15 protein-coding genes are annotated in these 15,578 nt (G+C 44.6%); 12 read left to right on the top strand and 3 right to left on the bottom strand.

What is annotated here, in order from left to right; translation table 11 throughout:
* Positions 1 to 167: 167 nt before the first annotated feature.
* Positions 168 to 1,076 (bottom strand): AraC family transcriptional regulator, encoded by a 909-nt coding sequence (locus MSG38_RS00410; RefSeq protein ID WP_052878624.1) that lies wholly within the window; start codon positions 1,074 to 1,076, stop codon positions 168 to 170.
* 264 nt (positions 1,077 to 1,340) lie between these two features.
* On the opposite strand from MSG38_RS00410, the gene MSG38_RS00405 reads away from it, so the two are divergent.
* The gene (locus MSG38_RS00405; RefSeq protein WP_248400706.1) at positions 1,341 to 2,102 is read left to right on the top strand and encodes a siderophore ferric iron reductase; all 762 of its coding nucleotides are present in this window, start codon (positions 1,341 to 1,343) and stop codon (positions 2,100 to 2,102) included.
* 77 nt (positions 2,103 to 2,179) lie between these two features.
* Positions 2,180 to 2,965, top strand: a complete 786-nt coding sequence (locus MSG38_RS00400) for an ABC transporter ATP-binding protein (RefSeq protein ID WP_048614161.1) — start codon at positions 2,180 to 2,182, stop codon at positions 2,963 to 2,965.
* A 130-nt stretch (positions 2,966 to 3,095) separates the two neighbouring features.
* Here the strand turns inward: MSG38_RS00400 and MSG38_RS00395 are convergent, their stop codons facing one another.
* Positions 3,096 to 4,289 carry a multidrug effflux MFS transporter gene (locus tag MSG38_RS00395; RefSeq protein ID WP_248400704.1) on the bottom strand — a complete coding sequence of 398 codons (1,194 nt, stop codon included), beginning with the start codon at positions 4,287 to 4,289 and terminating at the stop codon, positions 3,096 to 3,098.
* A gap of 270 nt (positions 4,290 to 4,559) precedes the next feature.
* On the opposite strand from MSG38_RS00395, the gene MSG38_RS00390 reads away from it, so the two are divergent.
* From MSG38_RS00390 to MSG38_RS00375, 4 genes are all read left to right on the top strand, one after another.
* Positions 4,560 to 5,645 (top strand): PQQ-dependent sugar dehydrogenase, encoded by a 1,086-nt coding sequence (locus tag MSG38_RS00390; protein WP_248400702.1) that lies wholly within the window; start codon positions 4,560 to 4,562, stop codon positions 5,643 to 5,645.
* A gap of 448 nt (positions 5,646 to 6,093) precedes the next feature.
* Positions 6,094 to 6,303, top strand: a complete 210-nt coding sequence (locus tag MSG38_RS00385) for a cold-shock protein (RefSeq protein WP_010430417.1) — start codon at positions 6,094 to 6,096, stop codon at positions 6,301 to 6,303.
* A gap of 117 nt (positions 6,304 to 6,420) precedes the next feature.
* Entirely contained in the window at positions 6,421 to 6,960 is a 540-nt protein-coding gene (locus tag MSG38_RS00380) for a YaeQ family protein (protein WP_017061727.1), read from the top strand.
* The gene (locus MSG38_RS00375; RefSeq protein WP_248400701.1) at positions 6,953 to 7,591 is read left to right on the top strand and encodes a hypothetical protein; all 639 of its coding nucleotides are present in this window, start codon (positions 6,953 to 6,955) and stop codon (positions 7,589 to 7,591) included. Before MSG38_RS00380 ends, MSG38_RS00375 begins: the two co-directional genes overlap by 8 nt.
* Positions 7,592 to 8,032: 441 nt before the next feature.
* On the opposite strand, the gene folE is transcribed toward MSG38_RS00375, so the two are convergent.
* Complete coding sequence (gene folE, locus MSG38_RS00370; RefSeq protein WP_017061725.1) at positions 8,033 to 8,686, bottom strand: GTP cyclohydrolase I FolE; 654 nt, start codon at positions 8,684 to 8,686, stop codon at positions 8,033 to 8,035.
* Positions 8,687 to 8,902: 216 nt separating this feature from the next.
* On the opposite strand from folE, the gene moeA reads away from it, so the two are divergent.
* The 6 genes from moeA (at position 8,903) to MSG38_RS00340 (ending at position 15,432) form a co-directional block, all read left to right on the top strand.
* Complete coding sequence (gene moeA, locus MSG38_RS00365) at positions 8,903 to 10,138, top strand: molybdopterin molybdotransferase MoeA (protein WP_086968280.1); 1,236 nt, start codon at positions 8,903 to 8,905, stop codon at positions 10,136 to 10,138.
* Positions 10,139 to 10,150: 12 nt separating this feature from the next.
* The gene (moeB, locus tag MSG38_RS00360; protein WP_172378845.1) at positions 10,151 to 10,900 is read left to right on the top strand and encodes a molybdopterin-synthase adenylyltransferase MoeB; all 750 of its coding nucleotides are present in this window, start codon (positions 10,151 to 10,153) and stop codon (positions 10,898 to 10,900) included.
* Between the two features lie 255 nt (positions 10,901 to 11,155).
* Positions 11,156 to 13,291 (top strand): LruC domain-containing protein, encoded by a 2,136-nt coding sequence (locus MSG38_RS00355; RefSeq protein WP_248400700.1) that lies wholly within the window; start codon positions 11,156 to 11,158, stop codon positions 13,289 to 13,291.
* An 11-nt stretch (positions 13,292 to 13,302) separates the two neighbouring features.
* Positions 13,303 to 13,938: a hypothetical protein gene (locus tag MSG38_RS00350; RefSeq protein ID WP_248400699.1), complete on the top strand. Its 636-nt coding sequence runs from the start codon at positions 13,303 to 13,305 to the stop codon at positions 13,936 to 13,938.
* A 207-nt stretch (positions 13,939 to 14,145) separates the two neighbouring features.
* Positions 14,146 to 14,460, top strand: a complete 315-nt coding sequence (locus MSG38_RS00345; protein ID WP_248400698.1) for a hypothetical protein — start codon at positions 14,146 to 14,148, stop codon at positions 14,458 to 14,460.
* Positions 14,461 to 14,583: 123 nt separating this feature from the next.
* Positions 14,584 to 15,432, top strand: a complete 849-nt coding sequence (locus tag MSG38_RS00340; RefSeq protein WP_248400697.1) for a sulfurtransferase — start codon at positions 14,584 to 14,586, stop codon at positions 15,430 to 15,432.
* Positions 15,433 to 15,578 lie beyond the last annotated feature (146 nt).

Below are 15,578 nucleotides of genomic sequence, written 5' to 3'. Positions count from 1 at the left end.
ATCTCATTTGCATTGTATGTATCTATGAATGGGATAATTAACAATTTGGTGCAAGTTCAAAAAGAACTTGGCCTATTTATAACGAAATTAGGTCAATTGATGATTAAAAATACAATTAACCTCATCAGTAGCAAGGCTTTACTAGGAAGGGAATGACGAGGATATGACTACGATTTAATAATAGGAACCCAATACTCCATCTCAGCGTCAGAGGCGTGAGCTTGATAGCCAAATGGGTATACTTCAAGTTCATAGCCATCGACACCGCGATAACCCGAACTCGGTAACCAATTAAGAACAAACCAACTCAAGGTATGTCGCAGGTTCTCGATAGGCCCGCAGTGCTTCACCACGGCATAGGTTTGCTTGGGGATGGTCAGCACTTCTAACTTTTCAGAAATTAGACTCGGTAGTTGCGGAATTGAAACTTCGTCATGAAGCTCTACCCCTGCCCAATAATGAATGTTAGTCCCGTCAAAGCATGACTGAGTGAGATCGACAACGCCAATAAACTGCAGTGCGTTGTCATCGGGTAAACTCACCTCACTTTCCAAGCGTGACCATAACTGAGGGACTTTTTGTGCAAAATCTTGGGTCAGTGAAAACAAGCCGCTGATTTCTGACGTCATGCCTTTAACAAGAAACGACTCTTTTTCGTCGATTCGAACTTCAACAAAACTCAGAGCGCCTTTCTCTTCTGCACTGACGGTTTCAGACACTTGTATCGGCTTCCTTAGCCCTACTCTTTTACCCGCTTTTCTATATTGGCTTGGGCTTGCCCCAAACATCTGCTTAAAGGAACGACTAAAACTAATTTCTGAGTTGAATCCAAGCCCGAGTGCAACATCAATGACACGCTCTCTTCCATCAAGTAGCTCTTCTGCTGCCTGACTCAGTTTTAGCTCTCTCACATAGTTAGCCACAGTAAGCCCAGTTTCGGCTTGAAACACTCTTTGCAGTTGCCAGCGAGACCAACAGCTTTGCTTTGCAATATCTTCTAGAGATAGCGCAGAACTAAGGTTCGCATGGATATAAGCCAAAACGCGGCTGATACGGTCAAATGCAGGTGTGTTCATATTCAAGCTTTCATATTCTCGGTGGTGGCTAAGGCGTGTTGACCTTTCGGGGTTGAATAAAGCTCAACACGATCTAAAACATATTGGTTTCAGCAATACTTTTATCATTTAAAAAGGCTTTGATCACTTAAAAAAGGCTAAGCCGCGTACAATTTATAAATTAACCAAAACAGCAAAAGCCCAACGTAGATGCTCCATTTTGTATGGTTATCCTTAATTAGGTTCGCTATGATAACGCAACTGATTCTCATTTAATGGTTTAAGATGCTTTCCCAGCTCCACAATATTGTCACTCGTAGGAGAGCGCCGTCTCTACATCAGAAAATTTTCGCTTACTCAAAGCAAGTTACCCCTTATTTAAGCGGAAGCTTTGGTGCTCTGCATAGTAAGAGCATTGCAATAACTAATGACGATAGCCACAAAGAGATCAAACGCGTTTACGATGGCCTCGCACAAAACCACCCTGAAGCGGGCAAAGCCTATTGGTTAACCCGAACGTGGGATCTAGTATGCTGGCAACCTATCTATGTGACCTTCATTTCCATTTATGGCCTTCACTCACTGCCGGATATTAAGAACATCGGCCAGTTTAGATATAAAGAGTTTGTCACAGGCTACCGTTTCTTTAATGGTGACCATCAACACGGCTCACCAGAAGAGCTGATTCCATATGCGGGTGAAGCTATTCTTGCACTGACCGAGTTTTATCGAAGCCAGATTAGTGAGTGGACACGCATTCGCCCAGGGTTTACCAATCATTTATTGGCTGATCTACTGCTAGGCAGTTTGATAAAGCTTCAGCAGCACGAACCAAGCCTGACCAACGACTATATCACTAAACAAGCCAAGCTATGGTTAGCGGCATGCCAATTGTCGGAAAGTCATTTGGACAGCCTGAAGGTTGATGCAAACTCAGGCATGCTAAAGCTAATCAGAGTCAGCTGCTGCTTAGTTTACAAATGCGAATCAGGAAAGTATTGCGACGATTGTCCAAGACATCCCGACAACAAAAAAGCAGCGCAATAACACCCTCTATTTTTAAAGGCCAATAAAGCTCGTTTGATTTCATTAAGTCGCTTTATTGGTCTAGACACAGGACTGACATGTTTCAGCTTTCAAACATCAAAATTGTTCGTGATGAACGAACCATTCTCTCAATTGAAGACCTTGCAATTCCGACCAATGAACTGACCGTCGTTCTTGGCCATAATGGTTCAGGTAAATCTACACTCGTTAATTTGCTATCAGGGCAGATGTCACCGGATCATGGCAGCGTTGAACTGGACGGCACTTCTCTTTCTACATTAAAAAGCAAAGACTTAGCCAAGAAGATTGCGTATTTACCGCAAAAGCTCCCCGCTTCTGCTGGTTTAACTGTCGAAGAACTGGTTCGTTTAGGGCGTTTCCCATGGCGAGGCGCACTAGGCCGTTGGAATTCAGAAGATAAGTCGATCATCCAGCAAGCAATGGAAAGAACCGGTGTTACTGAATTCTCACAAGCATTAGCGGATGACTTATCTGGCGGTGAACGTCAACGAGCGTGGGTCTCTATGTTGCTGGCTCAACAGTCACCGGTACTGATCCTTGATGAACCGACTTCTGCACTAGACGTACATCATCAATTTCAGCTAATGGGCTTACTGTCTGAACTGAACAAAAAGGAAGATGTTGGGGTGATCGTTATTTTGCACGATCTGAACCTAGCGCTGCGTTACGCCACGCATATTGTCGCGCTCAAAAAAGGTCAGATTGCGTTTGAAGGCAGCGCCGATAAGTTACTTGATGAACAAGCACTATCGGCTTTGTATGAGTCCCCTATCCGATTGATCGATCATCCAGTTCCCGCTAAGACAGCAGCAAGCGAAAAGGTCGCCGTTGTCTGTGAATAGTTCGGGTATCTGAGTCTAAGCTCTAAGCTCTAAGCTCTAAGCTCTAAGCATAAAAAGGCCATTGAAATCGTAGAACTTCAATGGCCTTTTCGTTTCTACTAGCCAGGCAGCTAGCTAATTAACTAAACAACTAACTAAGCTGAGACTCTTTCGCTTCTTGGCTACTGAAACCACGCAAAATGTTAAACAGGGTAATCAATGTGAACAGCATAATGACGAGCGATAAATGCCACGCCTCCCCTAGCCCTAGCTGAACCAGCCCCATACTCACCATTGAAGAGACTACCATCTGCCCGCCGCCAGACATCGCAGCAGCCGCGCCTGCATTCTTCTTATATGGCAACATCACTAACGCCTGAGCACAAGGTAATGCAATACCATTACCAAGAATCATCAAGAACTGGCCAAGCATCAGATACAAAGGTTCGAGTGGACAGAAGAAAAGCCACAAGGCCGCAGCAACGTGTAATACAGGCGTGCATAACAGAGTTTTCTTGTTGCCCAGCATAGGGCGAATACGGTTACATAAGCTTGTTCCGCCCAGCATGCCTAATGCAGGAATCACCGCCCACATCGCGTATTCATCTGACGTCATACCAATCTGGTTTTGCATGATAAACGGCATCACTGATACGGTGGTGATCATCAAGCTAAAGTTAAGCCAACCGATACTCGCAAAGCTCATAAAATAACGAGAAGTGAGTAGCTCTTTATATTGAGAAACCATTTTCTTAGGCGAAGGGATCGCCGAAACCTGAGTGACGGTTTCCTTAAATTTGAACGCCAATACCACCCAAGCTAATGAGACATAGCCAAGTAGTGAGATAAACACCATGCTCCACCCAAAGTGGAAGTTGATAAACCCACCAATAACGGGCGCGATCAAAGGTGTAATAGATGCAACCATAGCAATGTAAGACATCGCGAGCGGCAAATCTGCCCCACTGAATCTATCTCGCGTGGAAGCACGAGCAAGTACCGCGCAACAACCGGTTCCTAAACCTTGCAGGAATCGCCCCATCACCATACTAGTAAACGAGTGGCTGAAGAAGATGATCATTAAGAGGCCAAGCATGGCGATCAACAAGCCGCTTAGCAGTACCTTTTTGCGCCCGAGGGCATCAGAGATAGGGCCATAAATAAACTGGGAAGGGCCAAAGCCTAATAAATACACACTCACCAAAAGCTGAGCTTGCTCTAGCGAGACATCAAAATCTTTTGCGATCCAAGGTAAAGAAGGAAACACCAAGCCCATACTGAGCTGGCCGATACTGATGACCAAACACGCAAGTAAGATCGATTTAAAATCAAATCCACGACTCATCGTTTAATAGGTCCATTTGAAGAAAAATCGTGCGTATCTAACTCACAACATAAAAACTGAGAAAATAGCGAAAATGCTGCTGACGAGTTGTTCATAATGCTCCGACGGGATCAAATAGAGAAAGGCACAGTAAACATACGTGAGCTTGTATAATCATACAATAGTCGTTCAACTAAATATGTGAATAGTCACTTTTCAGCAACCTCGGCTTTTCGCCTATCGGCCACAAGCGCTAGACTAATACTAGATGCTCATAATCAAGGGACTTCAATGAACACTCATCACCGTATTTTTTCATGTGCTTTGGCGCTGCTTGCCTCTGGTCCTATAACGTCAGCCTTTGCGTGGCAGGCAGAGAAGATCACCGACGGACTCGTGATCCCTTGGGGGCTGGCTTATGTCAACGATAAGTCGATGCTAGTCACAGAAAAATCAGGCGTCATTAAACATGTCGATTTAAAAACAGGCGATCAAAACACACTGTTCAGGTTGCCCAATGTATGGGCGAAAGGCCAAGGTGGATTATTAGATATCGCACTATCTCCTTTTGAAAACGGAAAGTTCTACGTCACTTACAGTAAAGACATCGATGATGAAGGCGTAACGACACTGGCTTCTGCTAATTACAGCAATAATGAAGTCACCAATTGGACAGATGTGTTTGTATCTAAATCCAGAACGGACACCGGACGTCACTTTGGTAGCCGTATCACCTTTGATGATAGCCACCTGTATTTTTCAATCGGCGACCGCGGTGATCGAGACAACGGCCAAGACACCATGACTCATGCTGGCTCAATATTACGATTGAATGCCGATGGAAGTACACCAAGCGATAACCCATTCTCGGATAACAGCAAGGTGCTCAATGAAATTTGGAGCTTTGGCCATCGCAACCCACAAGGTCTGTATTACGATTTCCCGACTCAAAAACTCTGGTCAATTGAACACGGCCCTCGCGGTGGTGATGAAATCAACCTAATAAAAGCAGGTGCCAACTATGGGTGGCCAGTCACCTCACACGGAAAAGAGTATTGGGGCCCTATCAGCGTTGGCGAATCTGAAACCAAAGATGGTATTGAAGCGCCTAAAAAAGTCTATGTTCCTTCAATCGCTCCGGGCAGTTTGATTGTTTACCAAGGAGACAAATACCCAGAATTAAAAGGCAAGCTGCTGGCTGGCGCACTAAAACTTACTCACATCAATATTGTGACAGTCAATGAACAAGGTGAGGCAATCGAGGAAGAACGCATTTTAGAGGACTTGGGCGAAAGGATAAGAGACATCGAAACTTCACCAAACGGAGACATCTTCTTCAGCACCGATAATGGCAACCTGTACCGCTTGAAAAAGTAGCCGAGACCTCGTTCAAGTAAAGGCATTTACCTTACAACGACATTTATAAATATAAGCCGTTAAAAGTGTGCTCAACGCCCGGTTAGCGGCTTTAAATTTGCAAAAATGAATGCGCTAAAACAGTGCAATTACTCCAAATTCGTCATCAATTTCGACCACCTTTTTCACAAAAACTACAACAAATCACCATACAACTGTAACTCCATGATATTTAAGGAATGCAAAGTTTGACTACCCCCAAGTTTCTGCAACCTTTCACTATGGATTCGATTGACTATCCCCTGATTTGATTTAGACTTCACTCCGGCTAGAAAGAAAGTTCTTTGTATATAAACATTTCGTTGGATTACTAGTAACCCCGTTGTGTTGTACGCAATAGCAATAAACTTTTCCGCGCTATCAGTGCCACAATTGGCTCAAAATAAAAATTTAATTTTAGGATATCATCATGTCTAACACAGTTACTGGTACAGTAAAATGGTTCAACGAAACTAAAGGCTTCGGCTTCATTCAACAAGAAAACGGCCCAGACGTATTCGCACACTTCTCTGCTATCACTGGCGACGGTTTCAAAACTCTTGCTGAAGGCCAAAAAGTTGAGTTCGTAGTATCTCAAGGTCAAAAAGGCCCACAAGCTGACAGCATCAAAGTACTTTAATTTAGTATTTTAAAGCTTTCTAAAAATAGCCAGCCTCTGCTGGCTATTTTTTTACCCGCTATTCAGAGATTTAAGGTAATATTCCCCTTCACTATTTCTACCTAAGACACCCTCTCAATGGCTCTTAAACCGACAATCTATAAGTTTCGTATCTCTTTAACTGATATGAATCGCGACTATTACGACTCTTTTAATCTAACGGTTGCACAACACCCTTCTGAAACAGAACAGCGAATGATGGCTCGAATCATGGCTTTCTGTATCAATGCATCTCCTGAACTTGAGTTCACTAAAGGGTTGTCTAGCATTGAAGAACCCGATTTATGGCAGAAGTCGTTAGACGATCAAATCCTAGAATGGGTCGATGTTGGCGAACCTGATCCAGAGCGTGTTAAGAAGGCAACTCGCCTATCTAAATCAGTGCGTGTTTTCAGCTTCAACACTAAATCAAACGTTTGGTGGGAGCAGAACAAAGGTAAATTCGGTTACCTAAAAGCTCAGATCGTTCGTCTAGACAACGATGGTATTGAGCAGCTAGCAGCGATGACACAACGCACGATGGATCTTTCAGTCATGCTGACGGGTAACTCTGCTTTCATTAACAGCGATACTCAATCTGCAGAAGTAACGTGGGAAGAGCTACAGAGTAATGACTGAGCGTCCAACCCCGAATAGTTCGCAAACAGAAGCTAGCCTGCTAGAAGAAGACACGCAGCAAGAAATCAAAGCTAAACAACAAGCTAGAACCAAGCTTCACCAGTGTTTAAAAGAAGCAGGTTTAGACTCAGTCAAAGCGCTTTCGACAGGCTATGAGAAAGAGCTGTCGTCATTTATTGATGAAAACCATGCTTTGTTTAAACACGCCTGCGAGAACAAGCCGGACAACTCTGCACGTCAGACGTTACTTGGCCTGTTAACCAAGGTACATATCGATGCAAGCTATCGCTTTGAAAGCAATAAAGAAGCGAATGAGGCGATGCAAAATGTATTCGATAATACAGTGGGCACTGAACACAGCGACAAGTTTCAAAACTCTAACGCTCAACAGTTAAAACTAGTCACGCATTTGTGGTTGTTCATTCAAGGACGACTAGGAATGGATTACAGCCTAGCCAATGATCATGCTGCTGTAGCCGCTACGCTACTGTCTCGCATATCGAGAAGCAGTGATGATGAGATTCGCGTAGAGTTCATGGCGAGTTTTTATGATGGCTTGAACATCTATCAAGCTGAGAACAAACCATCAGGTATTGTTCACCACTTAAAGCGTTTGTTTAACCTTTCTTAAGCACTACACCAGCGACTGATTCTAGTTACGCTCTATATTTTTATAGAGCGTGCTTTTTCTGCTTAGCCGCCAGAGATTCCCTATTACGTTCGTTCCTCACTTTAGGGAATGACGGACTCGTGTTACTTCGATTCAACGTTTCGGTTTGCCTAGACAGAAACAAAAAACCGCTTTAGGTGAAATACTATTGAGCCAATTCCTCCTTCTCGCCGTCATCCTCAAGAAGAAGGAACGACTGAGTCGCGGATCTCATACCAACCACACTAATAAACGCCTAATCAAAACAGATTCCCTATTACGTCCATTCCTTACTTTAGGGAGTTACGACATTCGTAGTCATTACAGGCGTAAAAAAGCCCCGCATAAAGCGAGGCTTAGAATATATTTCAATGAACATCAATTTACAGAGGCTAAATTGAATTCATCTAATAATGCAGTGAATCAACGCAGGCCGTGTAAGAATTCGTGGCGCGTTGCTGGGTTTGATCTGAATATACCGCCCAGAGCCGTGGTTGTCGTTTCGCTGGTTGCATCCATCACACCACGAGACTTCACGCAGTAGTGAACCGCATCCATGGTGACAGCAACGTCATCAGTTTCGAGTAGCGTTTGCAATGCCACCAGGATCTGCTGAGTCATACGCTCTTGAACTTGTGGACGCTGAGCAAAGAATCGAACAATACGGTTAATCTTTGAAAGGCCGATAATTTTCCCACGAGGGATATAAGCGACCGCAGTCTTACCATCAATCGTCACTAAGTGGTGCTCACAAGTACTGGTCACAGTAATGTCTTTTACTCGTACCATCTCACGAACGCCCATCTTGTTTTCGATTACGGTAATTTTAGGGAAATTAGCGTAATCCAAACCAGAGAAAATTTCATCCACGTACATTTTAGCAATACGTTGCGGTGTTTCTTCCAGACTATCGTCCGTAAGATCAAGTTCAAGGAGAGTGAGAATCTCACGCATATGGTGTTCGATTCGTTCCTTTTTCTCTTCTCGGCTAACCTGGTTAGGACTCATTGGTGTCTCTAATCCGCGGCTTGCTAGCGCATCTTTAACCAACTTCGCTGATTCGCTAAGACCTGACATTGAACTTCCTCTTTTATTACCCCTTCTGGATGGCAAACAAGGATACTCGGAATTTTGAATAAATACACCCATATTTTAAGGGAGGTCATTATTTACGGGGCTTAAACTATGATAAAGTGGCTGCAATTTCGTTGGCGAACCATCATGATTTGATAATTATTGAATCCCTATTGCCAACCACCAAATCAAAATAATAACTATCAAAGGATTTCAATTATGGGCTGTTGCGACGCTCCGGGCTTGATGCCAATTGAAGAAGCACTAGATAAGCTGCTATCACCAATTAAACCTATTCAAACGACCTTATCACTGCCATTGGCAGAGGCATTGGGTTACGTACTTGCTGAAGATATTCTATCCCCAATTTTCGTTCCTCCTTTTGATAACTCAGCAATGGACGGCTATGCACTGCGCTTAGCAGACCTAGAGAACGGTAAAGTGCTGCCTCTAGCGGGTAAGTCCTTTGCAGGTCAACCATTTGAAGGTGAATGGCCAGCAAACACCTGTATTCGCATTATGACAGGCGCAAAGATCCCGGAAGGTTGTGACGCCGTAATCATGCAAGAAAACACGGCTGAAACTGACGCTGGTATTGAGATTCAACAAGATGACATCAAGCTGAACAATAATATTCGCCCTACTGGTGACGACATCAAGCAAGGCGATATCGTTCTTAGCCGCGGCGAACGTTTAACACCTCGTGACATTCCAATGATTGCTTCGCTCGGTGTGAGTCATGTAACTGTGGCACACAAACCGAAAGTCGCTTTCTTCTCTACTGGCGATGAGCTAAAACCGCTAGGTCAGCCTCTTGAAGATGGTCAGATCTACGACAGCAACCGCTATGGCATTAAACCGCTGATTGAAGCATTTGGTTGTGAAGCGATTGACCTAGGCATCATCCCTGATTGCCCTGCAACGCTTAAAGAAACCTTCGAGAAAGCTCAAGAACTCGCAGATGTTGTTGTGACTTCTGGCGGTGTGAGTGTTGGTGAAGCGGATTACACCAAAGATATTTTGGAAGAACTCGGTCAAATTGGCTTTTGGAAACTAGCAATCAAACCCGGTAAACCATTCGCATTTGGTGAGCTAGACAACGCTTGGTTCTGTGGCCTACCGGGTAACCCAGTATCAGCAATGATGACTATGTATGTGTTAGTTCAGCCTATGCTGGCTAAATTAGCTGGTCACACAGCATGGACAGCACCAGAGTCGATTCCTGCTATCACTAAATCTGCATTCAAAAAAGGCCCAGGCCGTACTGATTACCAACGTGGCATCTACTCGATTGAAAACGGTCAGTTTGTAGTAGAAACAACAGGTAACCAGAGTTCAGGCGCTTTCCGCTCAATGAGCTTAGCAAACTGCTTTGTGGTACTAGAGCGCGAACGTGGCCGTGTTGAAGTCGGTGAAACGGTTCAGATTCAACTGTTTAACTCGACGCTTTACTAACGAGGCTTGCTGATGGAAATACTGTCTGACGCAGAGATGCTTCGCTACAATCGCCAGATCATTCTCAAACAGTTTGATTTTGAAGGCCAAGAAGCGCTGAAACAGAGTTCAATCTTAGTGTTAGGTGCAGGTGGTTTAGGCTGTGCCTCTGCTCAATACCTTGCGACGGCGGGCATTGGTAAGCTAACGCTGATCGACGATGATGTTGTCGAGCTTTCAAACTTGCAGCGACAAGTGCTTCATACCGATGCTGATATTGGTAAGAAGAAGGTCGATTCTGCCGCTGAGTCTTTGCAAGTATTGAATCCTCATCTGACGATTGAAACCGTCGATCACAGGCTTGACGACGAGGCACTTGGCAAGTTGATTGAAGCGCACTCTCTTGTTCTTGATGCCAGTGACAACGTCGAAACGCGCAATCAGTTGAACCGCTTATGTTACGCATCAAAAACGCCACTCGTATCTGGTGCTGCAATTCGCATGGAAGGTCAGATTAGCGTATTCACTTATCAAGATGCTGACGCACCCTGTTACCAGTGTTTAAGCGCTCTATTCGGCAACGCTGCACTAAGCTGTGTTGAAGCCGGTGTGATGGCACCTGTTGTTGGCATGGTAGGCGCGGCTCAGGCTTTGGAAGCTATCAAGGTTATTGCCAAGTTTGGACAACCAAAGCAAGGCAAACTTTTGATTCTCGATGCCATGTCTCACAGCTGGCGTGAAATGAATTTAATGAAGATGCCTAATTGTTCGGTGTGTGGATAGACTGAATCATATCCCCTCTTATCGAAAACCTAAGCCTTGACTAAAAATCAGGGCTTTTTTAGGTCTCAACATAAGCGTCTCAAATCGCTTTATCAATTTGAAATACTCTATGAGTGATTAGTTTCATTTGAATTCTCATTTTGAGAATATAATGAGAAACCTAACGCCTTAAAATATAAACCATAAAAATCAACAACTTAAAAATGGCACGTAACTTGTAAAAGTATCTAGACCTTCCATCACAAGGATGTAGATATGAGAATTACAACGTTAAGTGTGCTATTAAGTGCCCCCCTAGTCGCCAACGCAGCGCCATTCGATACCTGTCCAAGTAAGGCGTATCTCTTTCAATCCACCCCAGTGCAAGTTTGGGGCGTGAACCTAGTAACCGGCTCAACCACTCTGTTAGAAGACGATACGGGTATGAATGCCAATATCAATGGTGTTGGTTTTGATTTCCAGGATCGTTATATTTATGGCTATGACACCACCAACAAACGCTTAGTGCGTCTTGGCCAAGACTTCCAAGCAGAAGTTATCAATACCAGTGGCTTACCAACTGACCACACTTTCTATGTCGGCGACGTCTATGACCATGTGTATTACCTTTACCGCACAGGGAAAGGCTTATTCACCGTAGACCTCTCTCCTTTAGACTCTGATCCGAATGCGACCGTCACGGTCAACAAAATCGCTGGTAGTCCAGCAACTGTGAGGTTGACCGACTTTGCCTTCCACCCAAGTGATGGCTCTTTATATGGTATCGATAATAACTCTGGTGGCTTGTACCAATTCAACCCAACTACAGGCGCAGAAACCTACATCGGTGACACTGGAGAAACGGGGACATTCGGCGCAGGTTATTTCGATGTAAACGGCTACTATTACGTATCTCGAAATCAAGACGGTAAGATCTACCGTATCAACCTGTCCCCAGATAACGCTGCAAACATCGCTGCAGGTGTCGTTCCTGCTGTAGAGTTTGTATCCAATGGCCCTTCTTCTAATCAAAATGATGGTGCTCGCTGTGCGAATGCGCCTGTTGTGGATGAAGATTCCAACATCGACTTCGGTGACGCTCCAGATACTTACCTAACGTTATTAGCAAGTAACGGCCCTCGACATGAACTGGATGGCGTGACTTGGTTAGGTACAGATGCGCCCGACGCCGACCTTGACGGCTATGTAACTCCGCAATCGGATGAAAGTGTGGGTATTGATGATGAGTGGGCGAACGGTGGTATCGGTTTTGTGACCGCACTTGAAGCTGGTCTTGATTCAAAAGTGGTGATTGAAGCTTCAACAACCGGTTACCTTTCAGCTTGGATAGACTGGAACCAAGATGGCAGCTTCGATGGCGCCAACGAGCAAGTGTTTACCGATTACCTGTTAGACGCGGGTGAAAACGATCTGTTCCTTAATGTTGATATCAACGCACTATCCGGTACAACGTGGGCTCGATTTAGATTCAGTCAACAAACCAACCTAAGTTACTTTGGCGGTTCAACCTCTGGTGAGGTGGTCGATATTCAAGTCGATGTTCTTAACGATGGTGCCACCGCTCGTTACTTCCCAAGTGCTTCCGGTTACGCAACGCTCGCATACGAAGATAACTGGCCATATAAAGCCGACTACGACATGAACGATGCTGTTCTTATGTATCGCATTACCGAAATCCTTAAAGATGGAAAAGTCGTTAAGTCCACTATTGACGGCCGCCTTGCTGCTGTCGGAGCATCGTACAGAAATGGTTTTGCTGTTCGACTTCCTAACCTAGACCCGAGCTTGGTGAGTAGTGGCAGCTCTTACATGAAACACAACGGTGTATTCACTGACCTTGACCTAGAAGATGGACGTAGCGAAGCAATCTTTGTTATCGCCAATGACCTGACAGAAAAAATCAGCACTGGCTGCACCTTCTACCGCACCAGTAATGGATGTAAAGAGGATGAGCAGTTCTCATTCCAAATTGGTATTACTTTAGCCGGAGACGGTGTGAGTACTGGCAGCTGGACCGATATGCCTTACGACCCGTTCATCTTCGCAACGCCTGGGTATTATCATGGTGAAAACCTACCTCTACATCCAGGACGCAGCTGGGAGGTTCACTTGCCAGACCAAGCTCCAACAGAAGCATTTGATACTACAAACCTCTTTGAAGCTGGATTAGGCGTTGATGACAGTAATCCATCAACAGGTAAATACTTCAAAACAGTAGAAAACCACCCTTGGGCACTAATAGTGACTTCGGATGACGAATGGGAGTGGCCTCTAGAGTACGTCGATATTGTTACCGCTTACCCAGAGTTTAAAGAATACGCAGAATCCGGCGGTGAAACGAACCAAACATGGTACCAATCACCTGCAGACAACCAACGTTACGAACCATAAGGAGAGGCGTTATGACTATTCACACTAAACAATATCGAGACAATCATTGCGTTAATTCAAGTCGCAATCTCTTTGAGGAAAAACGTATGTCTGTACAAAACACTTGGAATATGAAGAAGTCACTAGCCGTTATTTTAGCTGCAGCGCCATTAGTATTAGCCGGTTGTGGGGGCGGCGGCGGTGGGGGCGGAAGTACATCTACGGCATCACCATCTACCCCCTCGACACCTGCAACACCGTCGAATCCCGTAACAGCAACGACTCCGGTAACAGCAACGCCTTCGCCGTCTCCCGCGACAAGTGCGGTAGCAGCGCAAAGCTATACGATGAGTGATTTGGTGGTACCTGACGGGTTTGACTACAACTCTGTTGAACAGTTTGATCTCGACATCGACATCAGCAGCATTTCGACAGACCGTTCTTTTGTGACCGTTTATAGCCGATTTAGCACAAGAGATGACTCAACCTTGAAGCCGGATTACTCCAGCAAGGTCATTGCAGGTCCATTAGATAATGGCGTATTCGCCTCGAACTTTGCAGCACCGGTAAACCATGAAGCACTCTTGATAGAGATTTGGTTCTACGATGGTCAACCTCCATTACAACAAGTGGTTTCCAGTGGTGACTCTCAGATTGTCTGGCAGTAAGTCGTTTAGCAGCAGGTAACTTGTCGTTAGCGAGATCTCTGACGAAATAGATTCAAAGTTGATTGTTTGTAAGTAAGAAGTGAGCAGAAATGCTCACTTCTTTTGTTTTCTTCGAAGAGCGGTTAATTCAGCTTTCTTAGCGAGTAGCATTCACTTTACCACCAATCTCACTTATATTTTCAACATAACCTTCAAAGACTTACTCTCATGAAACAGTTAAAAATAGGTCTATTTATCTTAATGTGTGGCGTAGGCGTGTTAGTTGCCCTTGCCTATTTCCCGCTAACATCAGAGACGGGGCAACGCATTCAAGCCAAAGTCATTTCGAACACGCTTACTCAATCCTTAGATGGACAAAGGCGTTATCTTACGGTTCAGACAAAAGATAATGACGTATTTCGGGTCTCTATTGCTCCTACCACAGACTGCCCTATTGATTCTGTGGTCGCGCTTGATACATTAAACAATCAAATAACCGGACAAAGCAGTTATCAGTTCATACACTGTCGAGCTGCACAGTAGCCATCGATACAACAACGGTATTCGTAAAAGCAACTGTATTCGCAAAGCAACTGTAATCGCTCTAACACTGTATTTGCTATAACAGCAAGAATCGCTAAAACAACAAGAATGGATATAACAATAATGAATCAGCCACTCATCTCACCAGAACAACTTCAACAACGTTTGCTAGCAGAAGACAACATCATCATCCTCGACGCCAGTATCGAGTTTCAAATTCCAAGCGAGTCAGGGAAGATCAAAGGACAAATGATTCCTGGTGCTATTCGTTTTGACTACGACAAAGACTTTTGTAACAAGCATACTCTGCTTCCTCACATGTTCCCGACCGAAAAACATTTCAACACTCGCGCAAAAGAAATTGGCATCAATCAAGACAGTACGATTGTGGTTTACGATAACTCCGGAACCTTCGCTTCTCCCCGTGCGTGGTGGATGTTTATGGCAATGGGACACAACGACGTATTCATCTTAGATGGCGGTTTGCCCGCTTGGATCGAAGCCGGTTACGCGACCGAGACTGACTATCGCACCGAAGTAAAGGCGGGCAATTTTGAAGGCCATATTCAAGACAACTACTTTGTCAGTGCTCAGCAGGTTGAAGGTTACTCAACTGAGAGGAGCGCAAACATTGTAGATGCGCGTTCTCAAGCTCGCTTTGATTCAGAAGTTCCTGAACCTCGTGAAGGCTTACGTAGTGGCCATATACCGAATTCGATTTGCCTACCGTTTGCCCAAGTACTCGATAACGGCAAGTTAAAGCCTCAAGAAGAGCTTGTTGATATCTTTTCAACGTTAGAATTAACGCCTTCTCAACCTATGTTCTTTAGCTGTGGCTCTGGCGTAACAGCCTGCATCATATTATTAGCCGCTAAACTCGCTGGCTATAAAGGTGACATGGGCGTTTACGATGGTTCATGGACGGAATGGGGTGCTAACGACAAACTGCCTATCGCCGTGACTAAAAAGTAATTCAACTTCGCTTACTGCCACTGTTAGAATATACTGCGCATGCATAAAGAGCTTACTGATAATGATGGCCTCTCGTCTCATGAAGTAAGCCTTTATGTCGCAGTTAACGCTATGTTCGTTTGAGACCAAGACTCGATTCACGCCGT

Source organism: Vibrio sp. 1CM24A (genome assembly GCF_023161725.1).
Classification (GTDB): Bacteria; Pseudomonadota; Gammaproteobacteria; order Enterobacterales; family Vibrionaceae; genus Vibrio; species Vibrio coralliirubri.
The sequence above is the reverse complement of the archived record's forward strand: the minus strand, read 5'-3'. Positions and strand labels throughout refer to the sequence as shown.

What these genes read in the sequence shown, in the direction of transcription:
- moeA (WP_086968280.1), top strand. Translation starts at nt 8,903, where the DNA reads ATGGGCTGTTGCGACGCTCCGGGCTTGATGCCAATTGAAGAAGCACTA.
- MSG38_RS00345 (WP_248400698.1), top strand. Translation starts at nt 14,146, where the DNA reads ATGAAACAGTTAAAAATAGGTCTATTTATCTTAATGTGTGGCGTAGGC.
- MSG38_RS00380 (WP_017061727.1), top strand. Translation starts at nt 6,421, where the DNA reads ATGGCTCTTAAACCGACAATCTATAAGTTTCGTATCTCTTTAACTGAT.
- MSG38_RS00390 (WP_248400702.1), top strand. Translation starts at nt 4,560, where the DNA reads ATGAACACTCATCACCGTATTTTTTCATGTGCTTTGGCGCTGCTTGCC.
- MSG38_RS00355 (WP_248400700.1), top strand. Translation starts at nt 11,156, where the DNA reads ATGAGAATTACAACGTTAAGTGTGCTATTAAGTGCCCCCCTAGTCGCC.
- MSG38_RS00405 (WP_248400706.1), top strand. Translation starts at nt 1,341, where the DNA reads ATGCTTTCCCAGCTCCACAATATTGTCACTCGTAGGAGAGCGCCGTCT.
- moeB (WP_172378845.1), top strand. Translation starts at nt 10,151, where the DNA reads ATGGAAATACTGTCTGACGCAGAGATGCTTCGCTACAATCGCCAGATC.
- MSG38_RS00385 (WP_010430417.1), top strand. Translation starts at nt 6,094, where the DNA reads ATGTCTAACACAGTTACTGGTACAGTAAAATGGTTCAACGAAACTAAA.
- folE (WP_017061725.1), bottom strand. Translation starts at nt 8,686, where the DNA reads ATGTCAGGTCTTAGCGAATCAGCGAAGTTGGTTAAAGATGCGCTAGCA.
- MSG38_RS00375 (WP_248400701.1), top strand. Translation starts at nt 6,953, where the DNA reads ATGACTGAGCGTCCAACCCCGAATAGTTCGCAAACAGAAGCTAGCCTG.
- MSG38_RS00350 (WP_248400699.1), top strand. Translation starts at nt 13,303, where the DNA reads ATGACTATTCACACTAAACAATATCGAGACAATCATTGCGTTAATTCA.
- MSG38_RS00400 (WP_048614161.1), top strand. Translation starts at nt 2,180, where the DNA reads ATGTTTCAGCTTTCAAACATCAAAATTGTTCGTGATGAACGAACCATT.
- MSG38_RS00410 (WP_052878624.1), bottom strand. Translation starts at nt 1,076, where the DNA reads ATGAACACACCTGCATTTGACCGTATCAGCCGCGTTTTGGCTTATATC.
- MSG38_RS00395 (WP_248400704.1), bottom strand. Translation starts at nt 4,289, where the DNA reads ATGAGTCGTGGATTTGATTTTAAATCGATCTTACTTGCGTGTTTGGTC.
- MSG38_RS00340 (WP_248400697.1), top strand. Translation starts at nt 14,584, where the DNA reads ATGAATCAGCCACTCATCTCACCAGAACAACTTCAACAACGTTTGCTA.